Genomic DNA, 19549 nt, shown 5'->3' on the forward strand with positions numbered 1-19549 from the left:
GGCCCTCTATTCTACCTCTGCAGAAGAGTAGCCATCCTCTCCTTAGTCGGTTCATTTTGGCAATATGCTTCATTATAACACAACTTCTCAAAGGAACTTACAATGCCATCCATCTCTCTCTGAAAGCTTAGGCTCTGCTGGCAATGTGTTCGCCCACCAGCCGCCCTGACAGTGAAACGACAGGCGTCCCGCCTCCGGGATGCGTCGTGCCTCCCACATACCATAGCCCTTGCACATCCGGGGAACGGTTACCTGGTCTTAGAAAGGTCTGACGTGCGGAATTGGAAGAAATCCCATAAATCGCTCCCCTGTGCGCAAGTGTATCCCTCTGGATATCCTGAGGCGTGTAATGGAGCAATACTTCCGACTGACTCAGACCGGCAATGCCGTGGCCTGCAAGTGTATTGAAGATGCGTTCTCGGTATGACAACGATTCCTCTTCCCAGAGACAGGCATCATTTATATAAGGCGCATTGGCCAAGATAAACAGGTTGCTCCCTCCTGCAGGCGCCATACCCGTCTCCGAATAACCGGAATGGCAGACGTAAACGGCCGGATTCTGCGGTGGACGCTTCTCATCAAAGATCGCCTGAAATTCCAATTCATACTGTTCGGGAAAAAATACTGTATGGTGCCGCAGCACATCGTATTGCCGGGATACCCCGGCAAGTGTCACAAAGCCCGATAGGGATGGCTCGTACCCGGCTATTTTTCGATCGTTCATGTGCGGACGACTGACTTCCGGCAGCAGCAGACGGTTCATGCTGAGTACATCGCCGCCGACAATAACTGTCGATGCCGGATAAAAGCCGGAAGAAGTCTCAATCCCCTTCACGACTCCGTTCAAGACTGATAAGTCAGTGGCTTCAGTGCCTGTAATGATCTCCACTCCCATCCGCTCGGAAAGAGCAAGAAGTCCCTCTATCAGTTGATAGGTGCCGCCTCGCACGCCATACACGCCCTTCTGCCCCTCCAAATAAGCCAGCATTGCGAAAATTGCAGGAGAACGATAGGGAGAAGAGCCTACATAAGTAGCATAACGCCCCAACATCGCAAGGGTATGGGGATGGCTGAAATAACGCAACAGTAGCTTCTGCAGCGTGAGGAACGGCTTTACACGCAGCAGACCCTTGATTAGGGAGGGGGACATTTTATCCCGCCAGGAGAGGAGAAGACGGTTCAGAAACTCCTTTTCGCTCAGTCTGTACATAACAGCGGCTTCTTCCAGAAAATCGCTATAGCGTGCGGCATCCCGAGGACTGTATGCATTGATCTGTGCCTTCATGAACTCGATATCCCTGGAGAAATCCACAACTGTTCCGTCATAAAAAACATTTCGTGTGCGTGGCTCTAATTCATACAGTTGGACGTAGTCTTCCATGTCCACACCTGCCAATTCATATAGGGAACGGAATACACCTGGCATCGTAATCGTACTTGGCCCCCGGTCAAACGTGTACCCGTCCGATTCAATACGTTGCAGCTTGCCACCAGGCCGATCCTGCCGCTCAAGCACCTGAACTTCCCAACCCTTGGAAGCTAGCGTTATGGCACATGATAAACCGCCAAAGCCCGCGCCAATAATGACAGCTTTCCGTTTCATGGATAACGCCTCCCTTTCCATTCATAACCTCGGCCCGGCAAGCTTCCCCGCCAAGAGGCGATAGAGATGCCCACCAGACAGAGAATACTCACCGGCATCAGGAGACACAACCAAGACGGCTGCTTGCCGGAGCCATCACTAACTCTCTTGATCGCCATCCCTGTCATCATGCCTCCCGCAGACCATAACATAGCCGTCCCGCATCCTTCAGCAATTGCGAAAACAAGCATCACGGGCGGCATTACATATAACAGGATGTAAAATACCAGGATTGCCAGAAGCAGCAATGGACGACGGCCCAGACCATCATAAATATTTTTACGATAGCCATTCCAGACCTCCCGGGCATTATGATACATTCGCATGTCGGTGTAATCGGTTATATCCGTCAGCGTGACTGGATTTCCACTTCTTTTAACAGCGCGTGCCAACGCCATGTCATCTACCAGTTCAGTGCGAATTCCAGCGTGGCCCCCGGCGTCACCATAGGTCTCCCTATGTATGAGCATGAATCCACCGTGTGCAGCTACAAATCGGGGATCACCGGATCCCCTGACAAGTGGAAGCGGTAAATGGCAGAGAATGGTGAAGTTCATCAACGGTACTATCAGTCTTTCAAGCCAGCTGACGGTAGTCTGCCGTGGAAACCCAGTGATAAGCCCGCAGCCCTGCCCCCTGGCTGTCGTTAGCGCCGCCATCAGCGCGCCGGGCCGGAGTCTTATATCTGCATCGAGAAACAGCAGCCACTCCCCTCTCGCCGCCTCTGCAAGCTGGGCACAGGCATGGGATTTGCCCAGCCATCCTGAAGGGAGCGGTTGTCCGGCCAGCACCCTGACCCTGCCCTGACCGGCATCACGCGCGACATCGGCCGTTCCATCAGTAGAACTGTCATCCAGCACTAGAATTTCTGTATCGGGGGGAAGTCCGCAATTGAGAACAGACTCCAGACAAGGCCCGATGTTGGTGGCTTCATCACGGGCCGGGATCAAGATTGACAACTCCAAACCTTGAGCCTTGTAATTAGAACGCTGCCGTGACCTAATATTACGTGTCGTAACGCCGAGCTTCGGAAATCGAGAGATGTTCCATACCGCAAAGATACCTTGGAATACCAAGATGGCCATCAGGAGCTGCAGAAACTGAATCATAGTTTTCCCCGTTTCCCCAACACAGCATCGAACCATTCGTTAGTAGACCTTCTACTCTTCACCAGAGGAGCGAACAGCTCTGGCACATGTCCGCCCTGTTCCTGAACCATCCCCCGATGAGCATCAAGCTGCCCCTCCAGCATCACCTGAAGTTGATCACGGATATCGTCCCGGTGCAGCGCCTTCCAGCTTCGATGCATCGGCTTCCCCACAAGCAGGGTGGCTTCCGGCTTGGAATGCTGGAACAGGCCATGGTACAGTGTGACGGGAACTACAACAGCTTCGGGGCAGAGCCGCAAGAGTAGCCCCACTCCGGACTTCAGCATCAGTGGCCGCTGCTCCAACGGTCGAATCTCACCTTCGGGGTAGATCCAGACCCTGCCGCCAGCTTGAAGCAGACCCGCTGAGTAACGCATAGATGCGCTAATTTCTCCCGGTCGACTAGCGTCGATGGAATACGCCCCGAGCTTGCGAAAAAAAGCATATTTGCGCAGCTGCTTCTCCTCCATCATAAAATAGTGATCGCCGCCCGTTAGCATTCGGGCGGCGTGATAGGCCAGCAGCCCATCCCACCAGGAGCTGTGGTTCATGATATAAAGAAGTGGCTTGCCGTCATAGCCCGGAGGCTCCAACTGACCGGCAGAGCCAAAAAAGCGGAAGTGTCGGCGGATCAAATATAGGGCATTATAGTGATAAAACAGCTGATCAAATCTTTTGTGCTTTGTGGCTTCCAGCATAACGCAGACTCCCTTCCGACAGTAGAATACCAATGACGGCTATCACTGTACAAAGTGGCAATCCTTCACGTGCCCCTAGCAGTCCGAACATTATAAGAATCGCCTGATACAGCCTCGTACCCAGCCGTCTGGCCTGGAATGTTACAGACTTCTGGGGAAGGGTTAGGGATAACATAGCGCCCACCATAAACCATCCTACAAAATTGCTGCCCGGGACACCATAAAATCCACCATCCGCATTCCAATGCCAGAAGCCTCTGGCATGGGCAACAGGATCAAGTACCAGATCCATGAGCACAGCCCAGAAGCCCACCTGATAAGCCCGGACAACAGTCAGCCGAACGCCGGACAACCCTAAATCTCGGGTGATCAAGAACGCATTAATTACAACAGCAATCCAGGCAAAACCCAACGTAACAGGTACGCCATACAGTTGCGGACCCAGAATATCGGAATACACGTAGCTTCCGAACAACCTGCCGGAATGAACACCGACCCATTCTACAGTCATTCCTCCAGTCCAAATCACAATGAAAGGTAGCCATCCCTTTACAAGCTGTCCTTTAATCACGGATTGGTCCGGCAACATTTTGGGCTTCCCCCGCTTCATAACATTGATAGCATAAAGAGCATAAAAAATAAGGAAGAGAGCATTGGAAAACTGTAATTGCCGCGGGACTTCAAACAGAAGCAACAGCAGCGCACCTACGAAATACCACACCCAGAACAGATAGTGAATCATCGGAATCCAGCCGCCGTTTCCTGTTCTCCCAATATTAATGCATAACGGGCTAGTGTCCGCTGAAAAATAAGCAGTTTGGATTCATCGCTGACATAGGCCCGGCGGCGGAAAACATCGTATCCACCAGCAGCTACACTATCCAAAATTCCGGCATAATAAGCCGCCGCCAATTCCACAGCCAATCCGCTGGCAGGCGGGTAGGTTTCAATATTCTCCAACCCTTTTTGAAACCAGCCGAGCGCCACCTCTCTCAGCTCTTGGAGAACCGCTATAAACCGATCGTTCACCACACCCTGTGTCAGCTCTTTTTCGCTGTATCTATGTCGTTCCATAACCTCTAGTGGAATATATCGCCGTCTCCGCTCCAGATCTTCGCCTACGTCACGGATAATATTTACGAATTGCATCCCGATCCCCAAAGCGATGCCTGAAGCACGAACCCCATCGCCCCCGTCATCCCGAAGTACGGGCAGAAGCATCTCTCCAACAGTTCCTGCGACCAGATAGCAGTAAGACTCCAATTGCTCCAGCGTGTCATAATGGGTGAACACCAAATCCTTGAGTTGACCTTCCATTTGCAGCAGAAACGGCTCTTTCTTCAACTGCGGATAGCTCCGGAACAACCAGCGAATGGCCGGCCAAATGAAATGCCCTTCCGCCTGCTCCAGATGGAGAAAATGCTCACGAAGCTCATGAATACTATAAGGCGATTTGTCCGGCTCATCGACACTGTCGTCTATGAGCCGGCAAAAGGCGTATATGACATGCACCGCTTCCCGGCGTGGGCTAGGAAGTCCGGCAAAGGCCTTGTAAAATGAGGAAGATCCTTGCTTAATCATCTCTTCACATTGCTGCAATACACGTTCAATCATGAGTTCATCTCCTTTAGCAATTCATGAACCGCCAGCTTTGCACCTTGCATGACTATTGGCACGCCACCACCGGGGTGAACGGATGCTCCGGCAGCATACAAACCCTTAATGGGATAAGGCTGCGATTGTGGACGGAATACACCGGACTGCGATAGTAAGGGCGCGATGCCGAAGCTCCCGCCTCCGTACATACCCTCTTTCTGTGCATCAGCTGGTGTGCGGACCTTACGCCATACCATGCTGGCTGCAAGCCCGGGAAAACCGCGCTTCTCTGCGTCGGCAAGCACTTGAGAGGCCACACGTTCTGCGGCCGTCTCCCAATCCACTCCTGAGGCAGACGGAACAGGCACCAGAAAATACAGCACACTCTCTTCAGGCGGAGCGGCACTTTCATCCAGCGCCACCGGATTAAAAACATAATAAGAAGGATCTCGGGGAATACGCCCATCGTGGAATAACTCCTGTAGACTGGCATTCAGACTATCTGGGAGAAAGAATTGATGTGTCAGCGATTCCTCCCATCGCCTGGAAGCCCCCACGTAGATTAGCAGACAGCCCGAAGAAGGGGTATATGTGACTGGAGGCCGTTTACGCCGCCGGGCTTTCGGTGGCAGGAGCTCATCCAGGTACGGAAAATCTCCGTTATACAAAACGGCATCATACGACAGAGACTCCCCTTTCACCACTACCCCCTCACAGCGACCCTCTTGAACTGTTAGGGACTCTACCTCGGTATCCAGATGCACACTTACGCCCCGGCGTTCCAGTTCGCGGGCCATTATTCTCGGCAGTTCGCCATAGCCGCCCTTCAGCATCCACACGCCGAAGGCATGCTCAGCATAAGGAAGCATCGTGTAGATGCCAGGGGTCTGGGAGGGTGCACCGCCTATATACAAACTTTGCAGAGAATACGCATCCTTCATTTCCTCACTGGAAAAATATTGTCCTACCGTTTCCCTCAAATTCTTATAGGCTCGCAGTCGGGCCATCAGCGCCAGATTCCTGGGACTGAAGAAGGCTCTGTGAGACTTGAAGTTCCGTTCCAGAAAAGAAGACTTGCCCTGCGGATACAAATTGGACATCGTCTGCATGAATCGTATAAATCCCTTGCTTTGGCCAGGAAACGTCTTTTCTATTTCTGCTGCCTGTTCTTCTAATCCGTTAACCTTGGTCAGTACTTGACCGCTCTTAAAATGAATGCGATATAACGGATCACAGCGCAACAGCTCGATGCTCTCCTGTGGAAGGCCCCCCTCCTCCAGAATGCCCAGCAGCATCTCCGGAAGAAGAACAATGGTTGGCCCCCGGTCGATTCGGTACGGACCCTCCTCTTCAAAAACCACCCGTCCGCCGACCTGCGACGCGCGTTCGAATAACGTTACTTCTTCACCATGCTGGCTGAGCAGCAGCGCTGCTGTGAGCCCACCGATTCCGCTGCCAACGATTGCGATCCGGCTCACAGCGATACCCCCTTTCCGGTAAAGCCTGCCCGAACGGCTCTACTACGAACAGTTTCATCGTGTGCCTTGAGTAGCCGTACACTGATCTTGGCCGACTCGAAGATCGTCGGCAAGCCACTCCCGGGATGTGTTCCGCCCCCAACCAGCCAAATACCCTCAATCTCCTGGAAGGTATTGTGGGGCCGCAGATACATCATCTGCCCAAGGTTATGAGCGAGGTTAAAGGTAGCCCCGTTATAGACATCGAGCTGATTCTGCCAATCCAGCGGAGAGAAGAATAGACTCTCCTCGACGCGCTGTGGCAGATCTGCAAGCCCGGGCAGACGCTGCAGGCGATTCATCATCTCTTCCTGTATACGGGCCCCTTCTTGCGCCCAGTCGATATCGGCCGTCAAATTGGGGACCGGCATCAGTACATATAGAGCAGATTTTCCAGCAGGCGCCAGCGTAGGGTCAAGGACGGAAGGATTGTGCACATAAATAGAAGCATCAGCTGATAATACGCCGCGGCGGGTAATGTCCTCGACATTGCGCCGGTAATCCTCCGCAAAATGCACAGAGTGATGGCTTAGATCCACCGCCCCGTTCACCCCTAGATACAGCATTGCTGTAGAGCAGGAATAGCGTTTACGGTCAATTTTCTGCGGCGTGTACCTCTTCAATAGGCCTGGCTCAAACAGCTCGGTCATGGCTGTACCGAAATCAGCACCAAGAACAATATAGTCAGCCTCCACCTTCTCCCCGTTCTCCAGCAAGAGCCCGTTTGCTCGACCATTCTGCACCAGGATTTGTTTAACCCCGCACGAGGTGTGGACACTTTCCCCATGTTCGGCAATAACCTCCGACATCGCCTGAAGAACTTTGTTGATCCCGCCTATAGGATGGTAGAGCCCGTAACGGTGCTCCAAATAAGAGAGTATAGTGAACGTCCCTGGACATTCCCAGGGGGACATCCCTAAGTATTTAGCCTGGAACGTAAACGCATAGCGTAAGCGCTCATCTGCAAAATATTTAGAGAGACGATTATATACTGTATCTGTTGCATGCAGCTTTGGCAGTGCACGCAGTACATCTTTTTTGACATAATCCCTGGGAGATTGAAAGGGCCGCTGCAGCAATGGCATGACCCGTTCAAATTTATCCTCTTCATCAGCCATAAACTGACGATAACCCTTCCCGTTACCCGGAAACAGTCTCTCAATTTCCTCCTCCGTCTGATGTCCATCAGTTGAAGGTTTAAATACTGTCTCACCAAAATGCAGTGAATAAAGGGGATCTAGCCTCAGTAATGTGACGTAATTCTCCAAGGAGCGGCCAGCTGCGGTGAACAGCTCTTCCAGCAGATGGGGCATCATCAGAAAAGTAGCCCCTCGGTCAAATCGGTAAGCGCCAAGCTGAAGCAGACCCGAACGGCCACCGACAGTATCCCGCTTCTCATAAACCTCGACCCGATATCCTTCTGCGGCCAGTAGCATAGCAGCCGCTAACCCTCCCGGCCCCGCTCCAACAACTGCAACCCTTGCGGCATTCTTTTCTCGCAGCGCCATGATCTCTCCTTTGCACCCCTTTTTTTCGTGTAAACCTTATACAAATAACCTTATACAAAAATGATACAAATATCATACAATCATTAGTCCAATTAGTAAATGCGCAAGAGTAAACAAAAAAAGGAATCTGAGGCTCACTTCAAAGTGAGTCCGCAGATTCCCTACAAACAGTATTATCCTCTTCTCCCTTTCCAGGGATTTACTCATTCCTTAACATCTTTGCAAATACATCGTCAAACCAATTCTGCCAGCGATCTGGCGGCTCGTTAATAACATACCGGGCAACCGATTCGGTAGTTGATGCATCGTATCCCTTGCCGCCCACAATAAACGCCGCTTCCGGACATTTCTGTTGGAGCCGCCGGATTAGTTCTTCTGTATAAGGAAGCAATTCCGGGTTGGTCACGGACAGGCATATCGCTCCGATGCTACTCTGCTGCCCCAGCATGGTCATCACCCCTTCTTCAGGGGTATTAGCACCCAGATAGATGACCTCTACACCGTTCTTGCGTAAAAAAAGTGAAAATAACAGCAGTCCGACCTGATGATGTTCTCCCGCCGGGCAAAAGGCCAGCACCTTCGGCAGATGCTCATCGACAGGAAAAACATGAAAAAATTGATAGAAACGATTAGTCACCATATGCGTAATATAGTGTTCCTGCGCCACGGTCGCGTTCCCCTTCTCCCAGGCATCGCCTACCATGACCAGAACCGGAACCAGCACCTGATGAACCATGGCCTCGTATCCGAACAGTGAGAAGCCGTAGTCGATCAGCGCGTTCGCACGTTCACCCTGAAACTCATAGAGTGCACTGTATATTTGATGGTTCATCTTCTCGAAAGCATCCTGCGAGGTTCCGCCTTTAGAGGCGCTCCCTTCATCCAGATGTTGGTTTTTCCTCGCCTTGAGCAGTCGAACAGCATGTGAAATACTTATGCCCTGCTGCTCAGTCTGTTCCTTCAGCCAGCGCAGGTCTTCCACGTTATCTCGGGTATACAGTCGGTACCCCGATTCTGTCCGTTCAGGGGTTACAGCCTGATACCTGTTCTCCCAGGCTCTCAACGTCACCGAAGGGACACCTAACATTTCAACGACCTGCTTTATGGTATACATGCTGCCATTCACTCACTTTCCCACACGGCAAAACCTAATATTTGAATACACAAACCTTATACAAATTATTTACATTCATTATACATAAGCCTTTGTAAGCTGTCATCCGCTGTTGTTCTAAGTCCATTTGCTTAGTCTTCCTTTAGAAGCGGTAATAGATGGTTACAATACTTAAAATACAATGGATGAGGAGTAATCGAACGTCCAACAGGAGGACTATCATGAATTCAGGCCGTCGGCGCTCTGCGCCCTCCCCTTCGCCTCCATCCCACACCATCCGTGGAGGCGATCTGTCCAAAAGGAACGCCCGCTCCTTCCGCCGCTGGATGCTCCTCATCGTGGGCATCTGTATATTGTGGCTGACTGCCGTTATGATCTACCAGACCCATAAGCCGCTGCCATCCGGCCTTTCTTATGAAAGCCCCTTATACAAGGTCAGCAAAGTGCATTTTTGGCATGACCTGACTCATGCGAACGGTACGGAAAACGGCTCACAGGAGGAACAAATTCTGCCGCGCATTCTCCAGATCATCGAGGAGTCCCGGGAGTTTCTGGTGATTGATATGTTCCTTTTCAACAATTACACACATAAGGATCAGCATTTCCCGCCGATCAGCAAAAAGCTCACGGATAAACTGCTCGCCCAGAAGACAGCCTATCCGGAGATGGAGATCGTATTTATTACTGACGAAGTTAATACGAATTACAATTCTGCTCCCAACCCGCTGTTACAAGAGATGAAAGCTGCCGGCATAACGGTAATCATGACCGATGTTGATAAACTAAGGGATTCCACACCCGTATATTCTGCCTTCTGGCGCACCTTCATTCAGTGGTTCGGGCAATCCGGCAAGGGGTGGATTCCCAATCTGATGGCCAGTAACGGTCCGAAGATCACCGCCCGCTCTTATTTGAAGCTCTTGAATGTTAAGGCCAATCACCGCAAGCTGATTATGAATGAAACAACGGCGCTGATATCCTCGGGGAATGTACATGATGCCAGTGCCTACAACTCAAATATCGCACTGGAGGTTCAGGGCCCCATTCTCGCCGATATTTTGCAGACGGAGCAAGCCGCAGCCCGTCTTTCTGGTAGAGGACCCTTATTGCGCAAGGAGCCCGTATTTTCTCAAGCCAACGAGAGGAGCACCGGGGAACACCTTGAAGTCCGATATCTGACAGAGGGTAAAATCTATAAGTATACACTGGAAGCCATCTCCTCTGCCGGGCAAGGTGACACCGTATGGATGGGCATGTTCTATCTGGCTGACGACAAGATCATTAAGGCGCTGCTGGAGGCGTCAAAACGTGGCGCTACCGTCCGGTTACTGCTGGACCCCAATCAGAATGCGTTCGGCAGAGATAAAATCGGTATCCCCAATCGGCCTGTAGCCATGGATTTGAACCGCCGTTCAGATGGAAAGATCGACATCCGCTGGTACAATACGACGAAGGAGCAGTATCATGCCAAGCTGCTTTTTGTCGCCAAGGAAAATGGCAGGTCCGTCATCCTGGGTGGATCTAGCAACTTTACGGCTCGAAACCTCGATGATTACAATCTGGAGAACAACCTGTGGGTAACCGTGCAGAGGGATCAGCCGCTATACGCTGAAATGGAGGCCTATTTCACCCGCCTGTGGAATAACGACGGCGCAGATTACAGTCTCCCCCTTGATACCTACCAAAGCGGGGTCACGTGGATTAAATACATGGTGTTCCGTATACAGAAATTCATCGGGTTCACCACTTTTTAAATATATCCTGACACAAGTAGAAACGGTTTTCCGTCCGCCAAGGTACGGTATCCATCTCAGTGAGAAATATAAGGATGATCTATAGCGTAAAACATATAAATTCTTATATTTTCAAAAAAACCACTTAGAGCACCTTACATAAGGCTGTCTAAGTGGTTTATTATTCTATCCTACAGCAGCGGGGACATCAGACGCGCCGCCGATTCCAGTATCCGTTCCATCAGGCGTTTGTTCATGAATTCCTCATGCACAATCTGTCTTGTAGAGAGCAGATCGCGCTCGAAGTCCTCGACAATCCGCGCCACACTTTCTGTCCGGATCAACAGCGCATTCACCTCGAAATTCAAGTGGAAGCTGCGCATGTCCATATTTGCCGTGCCGATCGTGGCAATTTCCCCGTCCGTAATGAGCAGTTTGGAATGAATAAAGCCCTTCTCATACTCATAAATCTTCACACCGGATTCCAGCAGTGCCGGAAAGTAAGAATGGGATGCCAGAAACGGAATCCACTTGTCCGGTTTGGCCGGAAACAGCAGCCGCACATCAAGCCCCGACATCGCTGCAACGCGCAGTGCGGTCAGAATATCCTCATCTGGAATGAAATACGGCGAAGCAATCCATACGGATTCTTGCGCAGAGGTAATCATCGAGAAAAATAAGTTCTTGAGTGCCCGGCGTTCATTATCCGGCCCGCTGGCAATAATCTGCACCGCGCCGTCCCCAGCCATATACCGGAGCTTAGGCGACAGGTAATCCTGCTCCAGAATCTTCTCCCCCGTCGTATGCATCCAGTCCTGGAGGAAAATAATCTGCATCGTCCGTACTGCCTCACCACGTACCAGCATATGCGTATCGCGCCAGAACCCGTAGGTTTTACTACGGCTCAAATATTCGTCGCCGACGTTAAGTCCGCCCATAAAGCCAACATCGCCGTCGATGACGACGATTTTGCGGTGATTCCGGTAATTCACCCGGCTGGAGAAAAAGGAGGTCGAGTTGCCATAAGCCGCCACCTGCACCCCGGCATCGCTCATTTCCTTCAGAAACGACTTGGAGAGCTGAATACTCCCGACTGCATCATACATGAAGCGGACGGTGACACCGGCACGGGCTTTTTCAATCAGGATTTGCTGGATGCGTGTCCCGATATGATCTGCCCGGAAGATGTAATACTCCATATGAATATGATGCTGAGCCTGCCTCAGCTCCAGAAGCAGGGTTCCAAAAGTCTCTTCTCCGTTGGTCAAGACCCGCGTCTCCGAAGTACAGGAGATCGGCGTCCGTGCCAACCGCTGCGACAAGCCCAACAGCTTCTGATGAGGCTCTGCAAATTCCGACCAATCATGGTGAGTGCGCAGCGCATCGTTCTCAATTCGCTCGTAGGCCATCATGTCAAGCTGGGCCTTTTTATCATATTTACGACGCTTGAACACGTTCTGTCCGAACAGGAAATAAAAGATAAGTCCCACTACCGGGATCAACGCCAGTAGTAAGATCCAAGACATCGTTGTGGAAGGATTACGGTTCTCCATAGAAATGGCAAGTCCAATGGATATGACCGTCAATGTAGAGAAAATACTAATAATGGTCGTGCCCGTACTACCGAACAGGCCAAATCCGAAGTAATAAAAAGCTATAAAAGCTCCAATAATGACAATTGCTTGCAATCCTCTTCTCATATTCTACCTACCTTCTTTTTACATCACGAAAATGACACATTTATATATTACATGAATACGAAGGTTCTTCCTACAAAATCAGTGCCAAATTGATAATTGCGACAAAATTGTAACCTTTGTTAGTGTAAATTTGTAATACCCAGAAAGTTATAATATAATTTTCATGACTAAGCAGTCAATTTCAGAACTTATCAGTCAGAAAGGGGATTCCTCGGTGGTAGACCGTACCCAAGACAAGAAGGAACAGATTATCAAGACGGCGATGCAACTGTTCGCTGTGAAAGGTTCTTCCTCCACTTCCATGCAAGAAATTGCGGAGCTAAGCAGCATGTCCAAGGGCAGCCTTTATCTCCTGTTTAAATCCAAGGAGGAGCTGGAACGCAGCATTTATATATACTGCTTCAAGATGATTCGTGACCCTCTGGTTCACGCAGAGCAGGAGACCGGAAAGACACCACGCGAAAAGCTGCGGAATCAGGTCGAAATTCTGCTTAATCATGTATACGAGCTGCGCGAGTTTTTGCAGCGCCAAATTCAGGATTTTGCCGGAAAAGGCTATTCAGATATCCCGGAATGGCTGCAAAAGAGTAATGTGGCAGTGATGGGCTGGTTCCAATCCAAGATGGAGAGCGTATACGGTAAGGACATCTTGCCCTATACAGGCGATTTATCCATGATCGTTCACGGCATGATCAGCTCTTATGTACGCGTCCTCTTCCACCCTGAATCCTTTGTGCCTACGGCACGCATGGCGGATCATCTGATCAACATGATGGACATCATCACGGCCTCCCTGCTTGCAGACAAGCCCACCCCGCTCATCTCACATGCGATGGTTGTAGGGATGCTGGCTGGCCAAGAGGGGAATGTACGCAAGAACCCGCTTCAGTTGATTAAGGAAATGAAAGACCTGCTCGGTGCCACCCCTCTCAAGACCAGACAACAGAAGGATGCCGCGGATTCACTTGCTATTCTGGAAGGGGAGATGCTCGTTTCCCACCCGCGGAGAGCCATTATTCTAGGGATGCTGTTCAACCTTCAACCCTGTCCCGAACTTGCCGAGCCTCTGAAGGAATTAAGAAAGTTATTATCGCCTTACATGCATAACCAAGAGGAGCTGAATTGTACGCCATGAAAAGTCTGATTAATTTTTCGCTTAAAAACAAATTTGCGATTTGGCTTCTGACGATCATCATCGTCTTTGCCGGTCTGTACAGCGGACTGACCATGAAGCAGGAGACCCTGCCGAATATCAGTATTCCCTACCTGAGTATCACAACGATTTATCCAGGCGCTGCGCCAGAGGGGGTTGTGAACGATGTCAGCAAACCCTTAGAGCAGAAGCTTCGCAACGTGGATGGTGTCAAAACGCTGACCTCCACCTCCCTGGAGAATGCCTCCAGCATTTTCATTGAATTTAATTACGGCACCAACCTGGACAATGCGACAGCAGCCGTCCGCGAAGCATTAAATGAAGTCGTTCTGCCGGACAATGTGCAGAAGCCGAGGATTTCCCGCTTCAGTCTCAGCTCTCTTCCTGTCGTCTCACTCAGCCTTGCCGGTGATGGCTCCAAGCCGCTTGAAGAATTGACCAGCATTGCGGAGAACGACATCCGTCCAGCACTGGAAGACCTCGAAGGCGTAGCATCCGTCCAAATCGCCGGACAATACGTCAAGGAAGTCTCCCTGAAATTTAATCAAGATAAGCTGAAGCAATATGGGCTGACCGAAGATACGGTAAAAGGCATCGTTCAAGGGTCTTCCTTGCGTGTGCCGCTCGGCCTGTTCGAAATGGAAGCATCGCAGAAAGCCGTCGTTGTCGACGGAAATGTCACAACCATTGATGATTTGAAAAATGTTGCTATCCCTGTAATGCCAAGCGGTGCTGGCGCAGCCGGCGGGGCTCCAGCCGGAGTACCAGGCGGCGGCGCAGCTCCAGGAGCTGCTGGTGGTGCGGCCGCAGGAGGTACTGCAAACAACGGTGGAGCCGGAGCGGCCCTCGGAGCAGGACTTCCTACCGTCAAACTTGGCGAATTGGCAGATATTGAAGTTGTAGGCCGTTCTGAATCCATCTCCCGTACTAACGGGAAGGAATCCATTGGTATTCAGATCGTCAAAGCCAATGATGCCAACACCGTTGAAGTAGTCAACAATGTCAAGAAGAAGACCGAAGAGCTGAAAGAACAGTTCAAGGGTCTCGATCTGACGGTTCTGCTCGACCAAGGTAAGCCGATCGAGGATTCAGTAAGCACCATGTTATCCAAGGCTGCCTTTGGTGCCTTGTTCGCGGTCATCATTATTCTGATCTTCCTGCGGAATATCCGCTCAACGATTATCTCGATCATCTCCATCCCGCTCTCATTGCTGATTGCAGTTCTGTGCCTGCGCCAGATGGATATCACCCTGAATATGATGACACTCGGCGCGATGACCGTAGCCATAGGACGGGTCGTGGATGACTCCATTGTCGTCATTGAGAACATCTACAGGCGCTTATCGCTATCAGGCGAGAAGCTGCGCGGCAGAGAGTTAATTAGCGCGGCAACACGCGAAATGTTCGTGCCGATTATGTCGTCCACTATTGTTACGATTGCCGTGTTCCTGCCGCTTGCATTTGTCAGCGGAATGGTCGGCGAATTGTTCCTGCCATTTGCCCTGACTATGGTCTTCGCCCTGCTGGCTTCACTCGTTGTAGCCATCACGCTTGTACCGGCAATGGCGCACTCACTGTTCCGTAACGGTCTGAAAAAGAAGAACGATAATCATGATAAACCGGACAGATTGTCTGCCTGGTATCAGAAAGTGCTGGATTGGTGCTTGTCTCACAAGCTAGTCACTTTTGGTGTTGCCGTTATTCTCCTGGTAGGTAGCTTGTTCCTGATCAAGCCGATCGGTGTCAGCTTCATGCCATCCCAGGAAGAGAAGAACGTTACGTTGACGTATTCGCCTAAAGCAGGACAGCGTCTGGAGGACGTGCAGGCACAAGGCCTGAAGGCAGAGAAATATATTTTGGCACAGAGTCATGTAGATAAGATGCAGTATTCTATCGGCGGAAGCAGTCCGTTCAGCTTGGGCGGTTCTGGCGGCAAGTCGGGACTATTCTATGTTGCTTACGACAGTAATACACCTGACTTTGAAGCCGTGAAAGAGAAACTGATCGAAGGACTCACCAAAGAAGTTCCAGAAGGAGTCTGGGGCGATATGTCCGGTATGGCCGGTGGCGGCCTTGGCGGCAGTACGCTGACGGTGAATATTTTCGGAGATAATCTGGATCAGCTGAAGCCTGTAGCTGATGAAATTGCCGGAATTGTACAGAAGGACACCGCCAACTTCAAGGATGGCAAAACAAGCCTATCCGCAGCCTATGATCAATACACCATCGTTGCGGACCAGCAAAAGCTTAGCTCACTGGGCCTTACAGCCGGACAAATCGCCATGAAGCTCAGTCCTGCTGGAGCACGTCCGGTTCTGACGGAGATCAAGCTGGATGGCAAAAACTATAATGTCTATATTGAGACTGAAAAAGATACGTATACCAGCATTAATGAGATGGAGGATGCGCTTCTTACTTCGCCGCTTGGCATCACCGTGCCGATTAAAGATGTGGCCAAGGTAGAGAAAGGTTCTTCACCGGACTCGATCACTCGTATGGATGGCAAAATGAAAGTGGATGTTACCGCAGATATCATCGCTACTGACGTTAACGCCGCTTCCAATAGTGTGAAGACCAAAATCGAAGCTCTTAACTTGCCGGATGGCGTAACCGTTACGTTCGGTGGTGTTACGGAACAGATCAATGACACCTTCGGACAACTCGGTATCGCTATGGCTGCTGCAATCGCCATCGTATACTTCGTACTGGTGGTTACCTTTGGCGGCGGGCTTGCTCCATTCGCCATTCTCTTCTCGCTTCCGTTCACCGTCATCGGAGCGCTGGTTGCCCTGCTATTAGCCAAGGAGACCTTGAACGTCTCCGCCCTGATGGGTGGTCTGATGCTGATCGGTATCGTCGTCACCAATGCGATCGTACTGATCGACCGTGTTATTCATAAAGAAAAAGAAGGACTTACCACCCGAGCAGCCCTGCTGGAAGCAGGAGGAACGCGTCTGCGTCCAATCCTGATGACGGCACTCGCTACCATTGGCGCATTGCTGCCGCTCGTGAGCGGGCTCGAAAACAGCGCAGGCATCATTTCCAAGGGCCTCGGCGTCACAGTTATCGGTGGTCTCATCAGTTCCACGCTCCTGACACTCGTGGTAGTGCCGGTAGTGTACGAATTCCTGATGAAATTCCGCAGAAAGACTGTGGATGAATAAAGCTTAATCTTTCGCTTCGCTATATTCGCATCGGAAGCACAGGCTGTCGCCAGATTCCAACCGCTAGGAGCGGTTTATAAAGAAGAAATCTGGCGACAACAGCGACCGAAAGTCCAAACATTCCATCGTAGTGACGACTGAGCCTTATGTTAGATCTTGAGTTCGTCTTATATTGCAAGAAGCTTTTACTTGTAAAACGATTGGATGATCCAAGAGGCCCCTCCGTGTATGGAGGGGCCTCTTGGCATGTATAGGGAATCTCCTAGGGAAAAAGGTCAGAAGCAATGAGGTTACGCCATCTTGTGTCAGGGGATTTTCGAACAGTACAATGAAGCTATGAATGCCCATAGAGAGGAAGACCTATTATGAATACAACCGTCACGCTGAATCCGGCTGTCGATAAAATTTATACTGTTCCGGGATTCAATCTAAACAAAATACACCGGGTCACAGACCCTCTCACCCTACCCGGTGGCAAAGGTGTCAACGCCGCACGGGTGTTGCGCCAGTTAGGGACAGAGGTAATCGCCTGCGGCTTTGCCGCCGGATATACCGGTGAGCAACTGCTCGCCGGGCTGGCTGAAGAAGGCGTTGACGCCGACTTCGTCAAAGTCGTGAAGGGGGAGACACGGCTAGCCTTGACCGTGCTCGACTCTGCTTCTGCTACCCAGACGGAGCTGATTGAGTCTGGGCCGGTCATCACCGGGGAGGACCTTTCGGCCCTGCGCAGCAGGCTGGAGAAGCTGGCCCGCCGTTCCCGGTGGGTACTGCTCTCGGGCAGCCTGCCCCCAGGCTGCCCCCCTTGGCTCTATGCAGAGCTGGCGGATATCGCCCATCACGGCAGTGCCAAGGTGATGCTGGACGCCAGCGGCGAGGCTCTGCGCCTCGGCCTGCAAGGCCGGCCCGAGCTCGTGAAGCCCAACGAGCACGAAGCCGCAGAGCTGGCCGGTCTGGCGGACACCGGCAGCGAAGACACCGCTCGGCAGGCGCTGGAAGCGCTGCTGGAGCTTGGGGCGCGTGACGCTGTCGTCACGCTGGGCTCCCGCGGCGCAGTTGCCGCCGCGGACGGGCAGCGTTACCGCGTAACGCTGCCGCAGATCACTGCCGTGAGCGCGCTCGGCAGTGGGGATGCCACGGCCGCCGGCCTGCTGGCGTCGGCTGTGGCTGGGGGTGACTGGCCGGCGCGGCTGACGCTCGGCGCGGCCTGTGGCACGGCAGCGGCTATGCAGCGTGCTGCCGGGTTCGTGAACCCCGGCGATGTGGCAGCCATTGCCGCCGGGGTTACCGTCAGCGTGCTGCCCCGGGGATAACACGGGGCAGCACGCTGACTTGCAAGCACAGCGGGCGTCTCCAAGTCGACGCCCGCTTTGTACTATAAGAGCAGCTTAACGTTGCTCTTATAGTACAAAAAAACTGCCTTGCGCTACCCTTGAAGCACAACAATTCTTGCCTCGCACTGCCTTTGAAACACACAGAGGCCAGCCTGACGCTTCTTTTAAAGTAAACAAAACTGGTGTCACACTGCTTTTGAAGCACATAAAAGCACACAAAAAAGCCCGGTTGCCCGGGCTTTTCTTACGACATAGAGGTAGCGCTTGTCTCCAGCGAAGCCTTCCAGGCCCGCAACATTTGCAGATCTTGCGGCAAAAACTCCTCCAGCATGTGACTCAAGCCGAGGTACAACTTGCTCTCCGTCAAGGAATTAAGACGTTCGCAGAACTTCGGGGTCCATCTCAACAGATGCTCTTCCAGAAAAGCCTCCTGGATCTCCAGCAGCTCCATGGCACTTCTAACTGTGAAGCAGTTATATAGCATCCGTTCGTGCATCACCGCCATGAATTCCAGTTCAATAGCAATATGATCATCGGCTTCTTCACCGCATTTCTTGAACACGACTCCCGCCGAGGCATATACATCGGACAAGACATTGCAGAATTCTTTGGCCCGACCCCGGTTAGCTGCTTCACGTGCAGCCCGTTCATTCATCAACCGGGTGTATTCCTGCGTCTCCTGCTTGCATATCTGCGGCAACTTGCCGGGTTCCAGACTGCAGAGGTAACGCTTCAGTTCGCGGCCGCCTTCGGTCATCTCTGCAGCAACGTTCATTTGACGTTTGCCGCACCACTGGGCCACCAGCGAAAGGGATGGCTTTCTTCCGAAGAAATCGACCAGCAATTGATATATTAATCCTCGACTTTCCAGCCAACGGGTGTAAGCTTCCGGCACAACAAGCGATGAAGCGGATTGTAAGGTCATTTGACAAATCCTCCCCTATTGTTATTCCCGGGTACCGCGGCAAGGAATAGCCGCTCGGCATCTTCCGGTATCCTAGCTGTGATCTTGGAAAAAGGATGCAATGTTCCTTCTATATCTAAATTATATCTGAACCATAAAACGCTTTCGGTGAGCATTCTATGTCCATTCCCTTCATTTGTCGCAGATCTGTCAAATTCAGCAGCAAATCGGCAGGCGCTTGGGAATCATCAGATTTCTCTATCTCCACGGAGTTCCCTATCGAGTATAAATCTCCTCCTCTGCAACCTGTGCTGCAACTATTGTATGCCTGCGGAAGACAA

At 51.5% G+C, this 19549-nt stretch carries 14 protein-coding genes; 4 read left to right on the forward strand and 10 right to left on the reverse strand.

Translation table 11 applies throughout. The features are described from left to right. Positions 1-127: 127 nt before the first annotated feature. The 8 genes from HPT30_RS05245 to HPT30_RS05280 form a co-directional block, all read right to left on the reverse strand. The gene (locus HPT30_RS05245) at positions 128-1603 is read right to left on the reverse strand and encodes a phytoene desaturase family protein (protein WP_175370385.1); all 1476 of its coding nucleotides are present in this window, start codon (positions 1601-1603) and stop codon (positions 128-130) included. After that, on the reverse strand, positions 1600-2751 hold the full coding sequence (locus HPT30_RS05250) for a glycosyltransferase family 2 protein (protein WP_175370386.1): 1152 nt from the start codon (positions 2749-2751) through the stop codon (positions 1600-1602). Before HPT30_RS05250 ends, HPT30_RS05245 begins: the two co-directional genes overlap by 4 nt. Next, entirely contained in the window at positions 2748-3488 is a 741-nt protein-coding gene (locus tag HPT30_RS05255; protein WP_175370387.1) for a lysophospholipid acyltransferase family protein, read from the reverse strand. Before HPT30_RS05255 ends, HPT30_RS05250 begins: the two co-directional genes overlap by 4 nt. Continuing rightward, the gene (locus tag HPT30_RS05260) at positions 3457-4230 is read right to left on the reverse strand and encodes a carotenoid biosynthesis protein (protein WP_175370388.1); all 774 of its coding nucleotides are present in this window, start codon (positions 4228-4230) and stop codon (positions 3457-3459) included. Before HPT30_RS05260 ends, HPT30_RS05255 begins: the two co-directional genes overlap by 32 nt. After that, positions 4227-5102 (reverse strand): phytoene/squalene synthase family protein, encoded by an 876-nt coding sequence (locus HPT30_RS05265; protein WP_175370389.1) that lies wholly within the window; start codon positions 5100-5102, stop codon positions 4227-4229. Before HPT30_RS05265 ends, HPT30_RS05260 begins: the two co-directional genes overlap by 4 nt. Then, a complete protein-coding gene (locus HPT30_RS05270; protein ID WP_175370390.1) occupies positions 5099-6562 on the reverse strand; it encodes a phytoene desaturase family protein in 1464 nt (487 codons plus the stop codon). The genes HPT30_RS05265 and HPT30_RS05270 overlap by 4 nt, the downstream gene beginning before the upstream one ends. Next, the gene (locus HPT30_RS05275; protein ID WP_175370391.1) at positions 6559-8109 is read right to left on the reverse strand and encodes a phytoene desaturase family protein; all 1551 of its coding nucleotides are present in this window, start codon (positions 8107-8109) and stop codon (positions 6559-6561) included. Before HPT30_RS05275 ends, HPT30_RS05270 begins: the two co-directional genes overlap by 4 nt. A gap of 199 nt (positions 8110-8308) precedes the next feature. Continuing rightward, positions 8309-9223 (reverse strand): MerR family transcriptional regulator, encoded by a 915-nt coding sequence (locus HPT30_RS05280; RefSeq protein ID WP_175370392.1) that lies wholly within the window; start codon positions 9221-9223, stop codon positions 8309-8311. 221 nt (positions 9224-9444) lie between these two features. On the opposite strand from HPT30_RS05280, the gene HPT30_RS05285 reads away from it, so the two are divergent. After that, positions 9445-10977 carry a phospholipase D family protein gene (locus HPT30_RS05285; RefSeq protein ID WP_175370393.1) on the forward strand — a complete coding sequence of 511 codons (1533 nt, stop codon included), beginning with the start codon at positions 9445-9447 and terminating at the stop codon, positions 10975-10977. Between the two features lie 170 nt (positions 10978-11147). On the opposite strand, the gene cls is transcribed toward HPT30_RS05285, so the two are convergent. Then, on the reverse strand, positions 11148-12656 hold the full coding sequence (gene cls, locus HPT30_RS05290; protein ID WP_066379137.1) for a cardiolipin synthase: 1509 nt from the start codon (positions 12654-12656) through the stop codon (positions 11148-11150). A 214-nt stretch (positions 12657-12870) separates the two neighbouring features. Here cls and HPT30_RS05295 point away from each other — a divergent pair, with 214 nt between their 5' ends. From HPT30_RS05295 to HPT30_RS05305, 3 genes are all read left to right on the forward strand, one after another. Next, a complete protein-coding gene (locus HPT30_RS05295) occupies positions 12871-13791 on the forward strand; it encodes a TetR/AcrR family transcriptional regulator (RefSeq protein ID WP_175370394.1) in 921 nt (306 codons plus the stop codon). After that, complete coding sequence (locus tag HPT30_RS05300; protein ID WP_175370418.1) at positions 13788-16973, forward strand: efflux RND transporter permease subunit; 3186 nt, start codon at positions 13788-13790, stop codon at positions 16971-16973. The genes HPT30_RS05295 and HPT30_RS05300 overlap by 4 nt, the downstream gene beginning before the upstream one ends. A 365-nt stretch (positions 16974-17338) precedes the next feature. Next, positions 17339-18283 (forward strand): 1-phosphofructokinase family hexose kinase, encoded by a 945-nt coding sequence (locus HPT30_RS05305; protein WP_175370395.1) that lies wholly within the window; start codon positions 17339-17341, stop codon positions 18281-18283. Between the two features lie 265 nt (positions 18284-18548). Here HPT30_RS05305 and HPT30_RS05310 read toward each other — a convergent pair whose 3' ends face one another. Continuing rightward, positions 18549-19229, reverse strand: a complete 681-nt coding sequence (locus HPT30_RS05310; protein ID WP_175370396.1) for a TorD/DmsD family molecular chaperone — start codon at positions 19227-19229, stop codon at positions 18549-18551. Between the last annotated feature and the right edge of the window lie 320 nt (positions 19230-19549).

Origin of the sequence: Paenibacillus agri (assembly GCF_013359945.1) — a bacterium.
In the GTDB taxonomy this organism is placed as follows: domain Bacteria; phylum Bacillota; class Bacilli; order Paenibacillales; family Paenibacillaceae; genus Paenibacillus_AQ; species Paenibacillus_AQ agri.

Excerpts from the sequence above, each read along its gene's own strand:
- HPT30_RS05245 (WP_175370385.1), bottom strand. The coding sequence starts at position 1,603 with ATGAAACGGAAAGCTGTCATTATTGGCGCGGGCTTTGGCGGTTTATCA.
- HPT30_RS05255 (WP_175370387.1), bottom strand. The coding sequence starts at position 3,488 with ATGCTGGAAGCCACAAAGCACAAAAGATTTGATCAGCTGTTTTATCAC.
- HPT30_RS05305 (WP_175370395.1), top strand. The coding sequence starts at position 17,339 with ATGAATACAACCGTCACGCTGAATCCGGCTGTCGATAAAATTTATACT.
- HPT30_RS05285 (WP_175370393.1), top strand. The coding sequence starts at position 9,445 with ATGAATTCAGGCCGTCGGCGCTCTGCGCCCTCCCCTTCGCCTCCATCC.
- HPT30_RS05275 (WP_175370391.1), bottom strand. The coding sequence starts at position 8,109 with ATGGCGCTGCGAGAAAAGAATGCCGCAAGGGTTGCAGTTGTTGGAGCG.
- HPT30_RS05280 (WP_175370392.1), bottom strand. The coding sequence starts at position 9,223 with ATGTATACCATAAAGCAGGTCGTTGAAATGTTAGGTGTCCCTTCGGTG.
- cls (WP_066379137.1), bottom strand. The coding sequence starts at position 12,656 with ATGAGAAGAGGATTGCAAGCAATTGTCATTATTGGAGCTTTTATAGCT.
- HPT30_RS05265 (WP_175370389.1), bottom strand. The coding sequence starts at position 5,102 with ATGATTGAACGTGTATTGCAGCAATGTGAAGAGATGATTAAGCAAGGA.
- HPT30_RS05250 (WP_175370386.1), bottom strand. The coding sequence starts at position 2,751 with ATGATTCAGTTTCTGCAGCTCCTGATGGCCATCTTGGTATTCCAAGGT.
- HPT30_RS05260 (WP_175370388.1), bottom strand. The coding sequence starts at position 4,230 with ATGATTCACTATCTGTTCTGGGTGTGGTATTTCGTAGGTGCGCTGCTG.
- HPT30_RS05310 (WP_175370396.1), bottom strand. The coding sequence starts at position 19,229 with ATGACCTTACAATCCGCTTCATCGCTTGTTGTGCCGGAAGCTTACACC.
- HPT30_RS05300 (WP_175370418.1), top strand. The coding sequence starts at position 13,788 with ATGAAAAGTCTGATTAATTTTTCGCTTAAAAACAAATTTGCGATTTGG.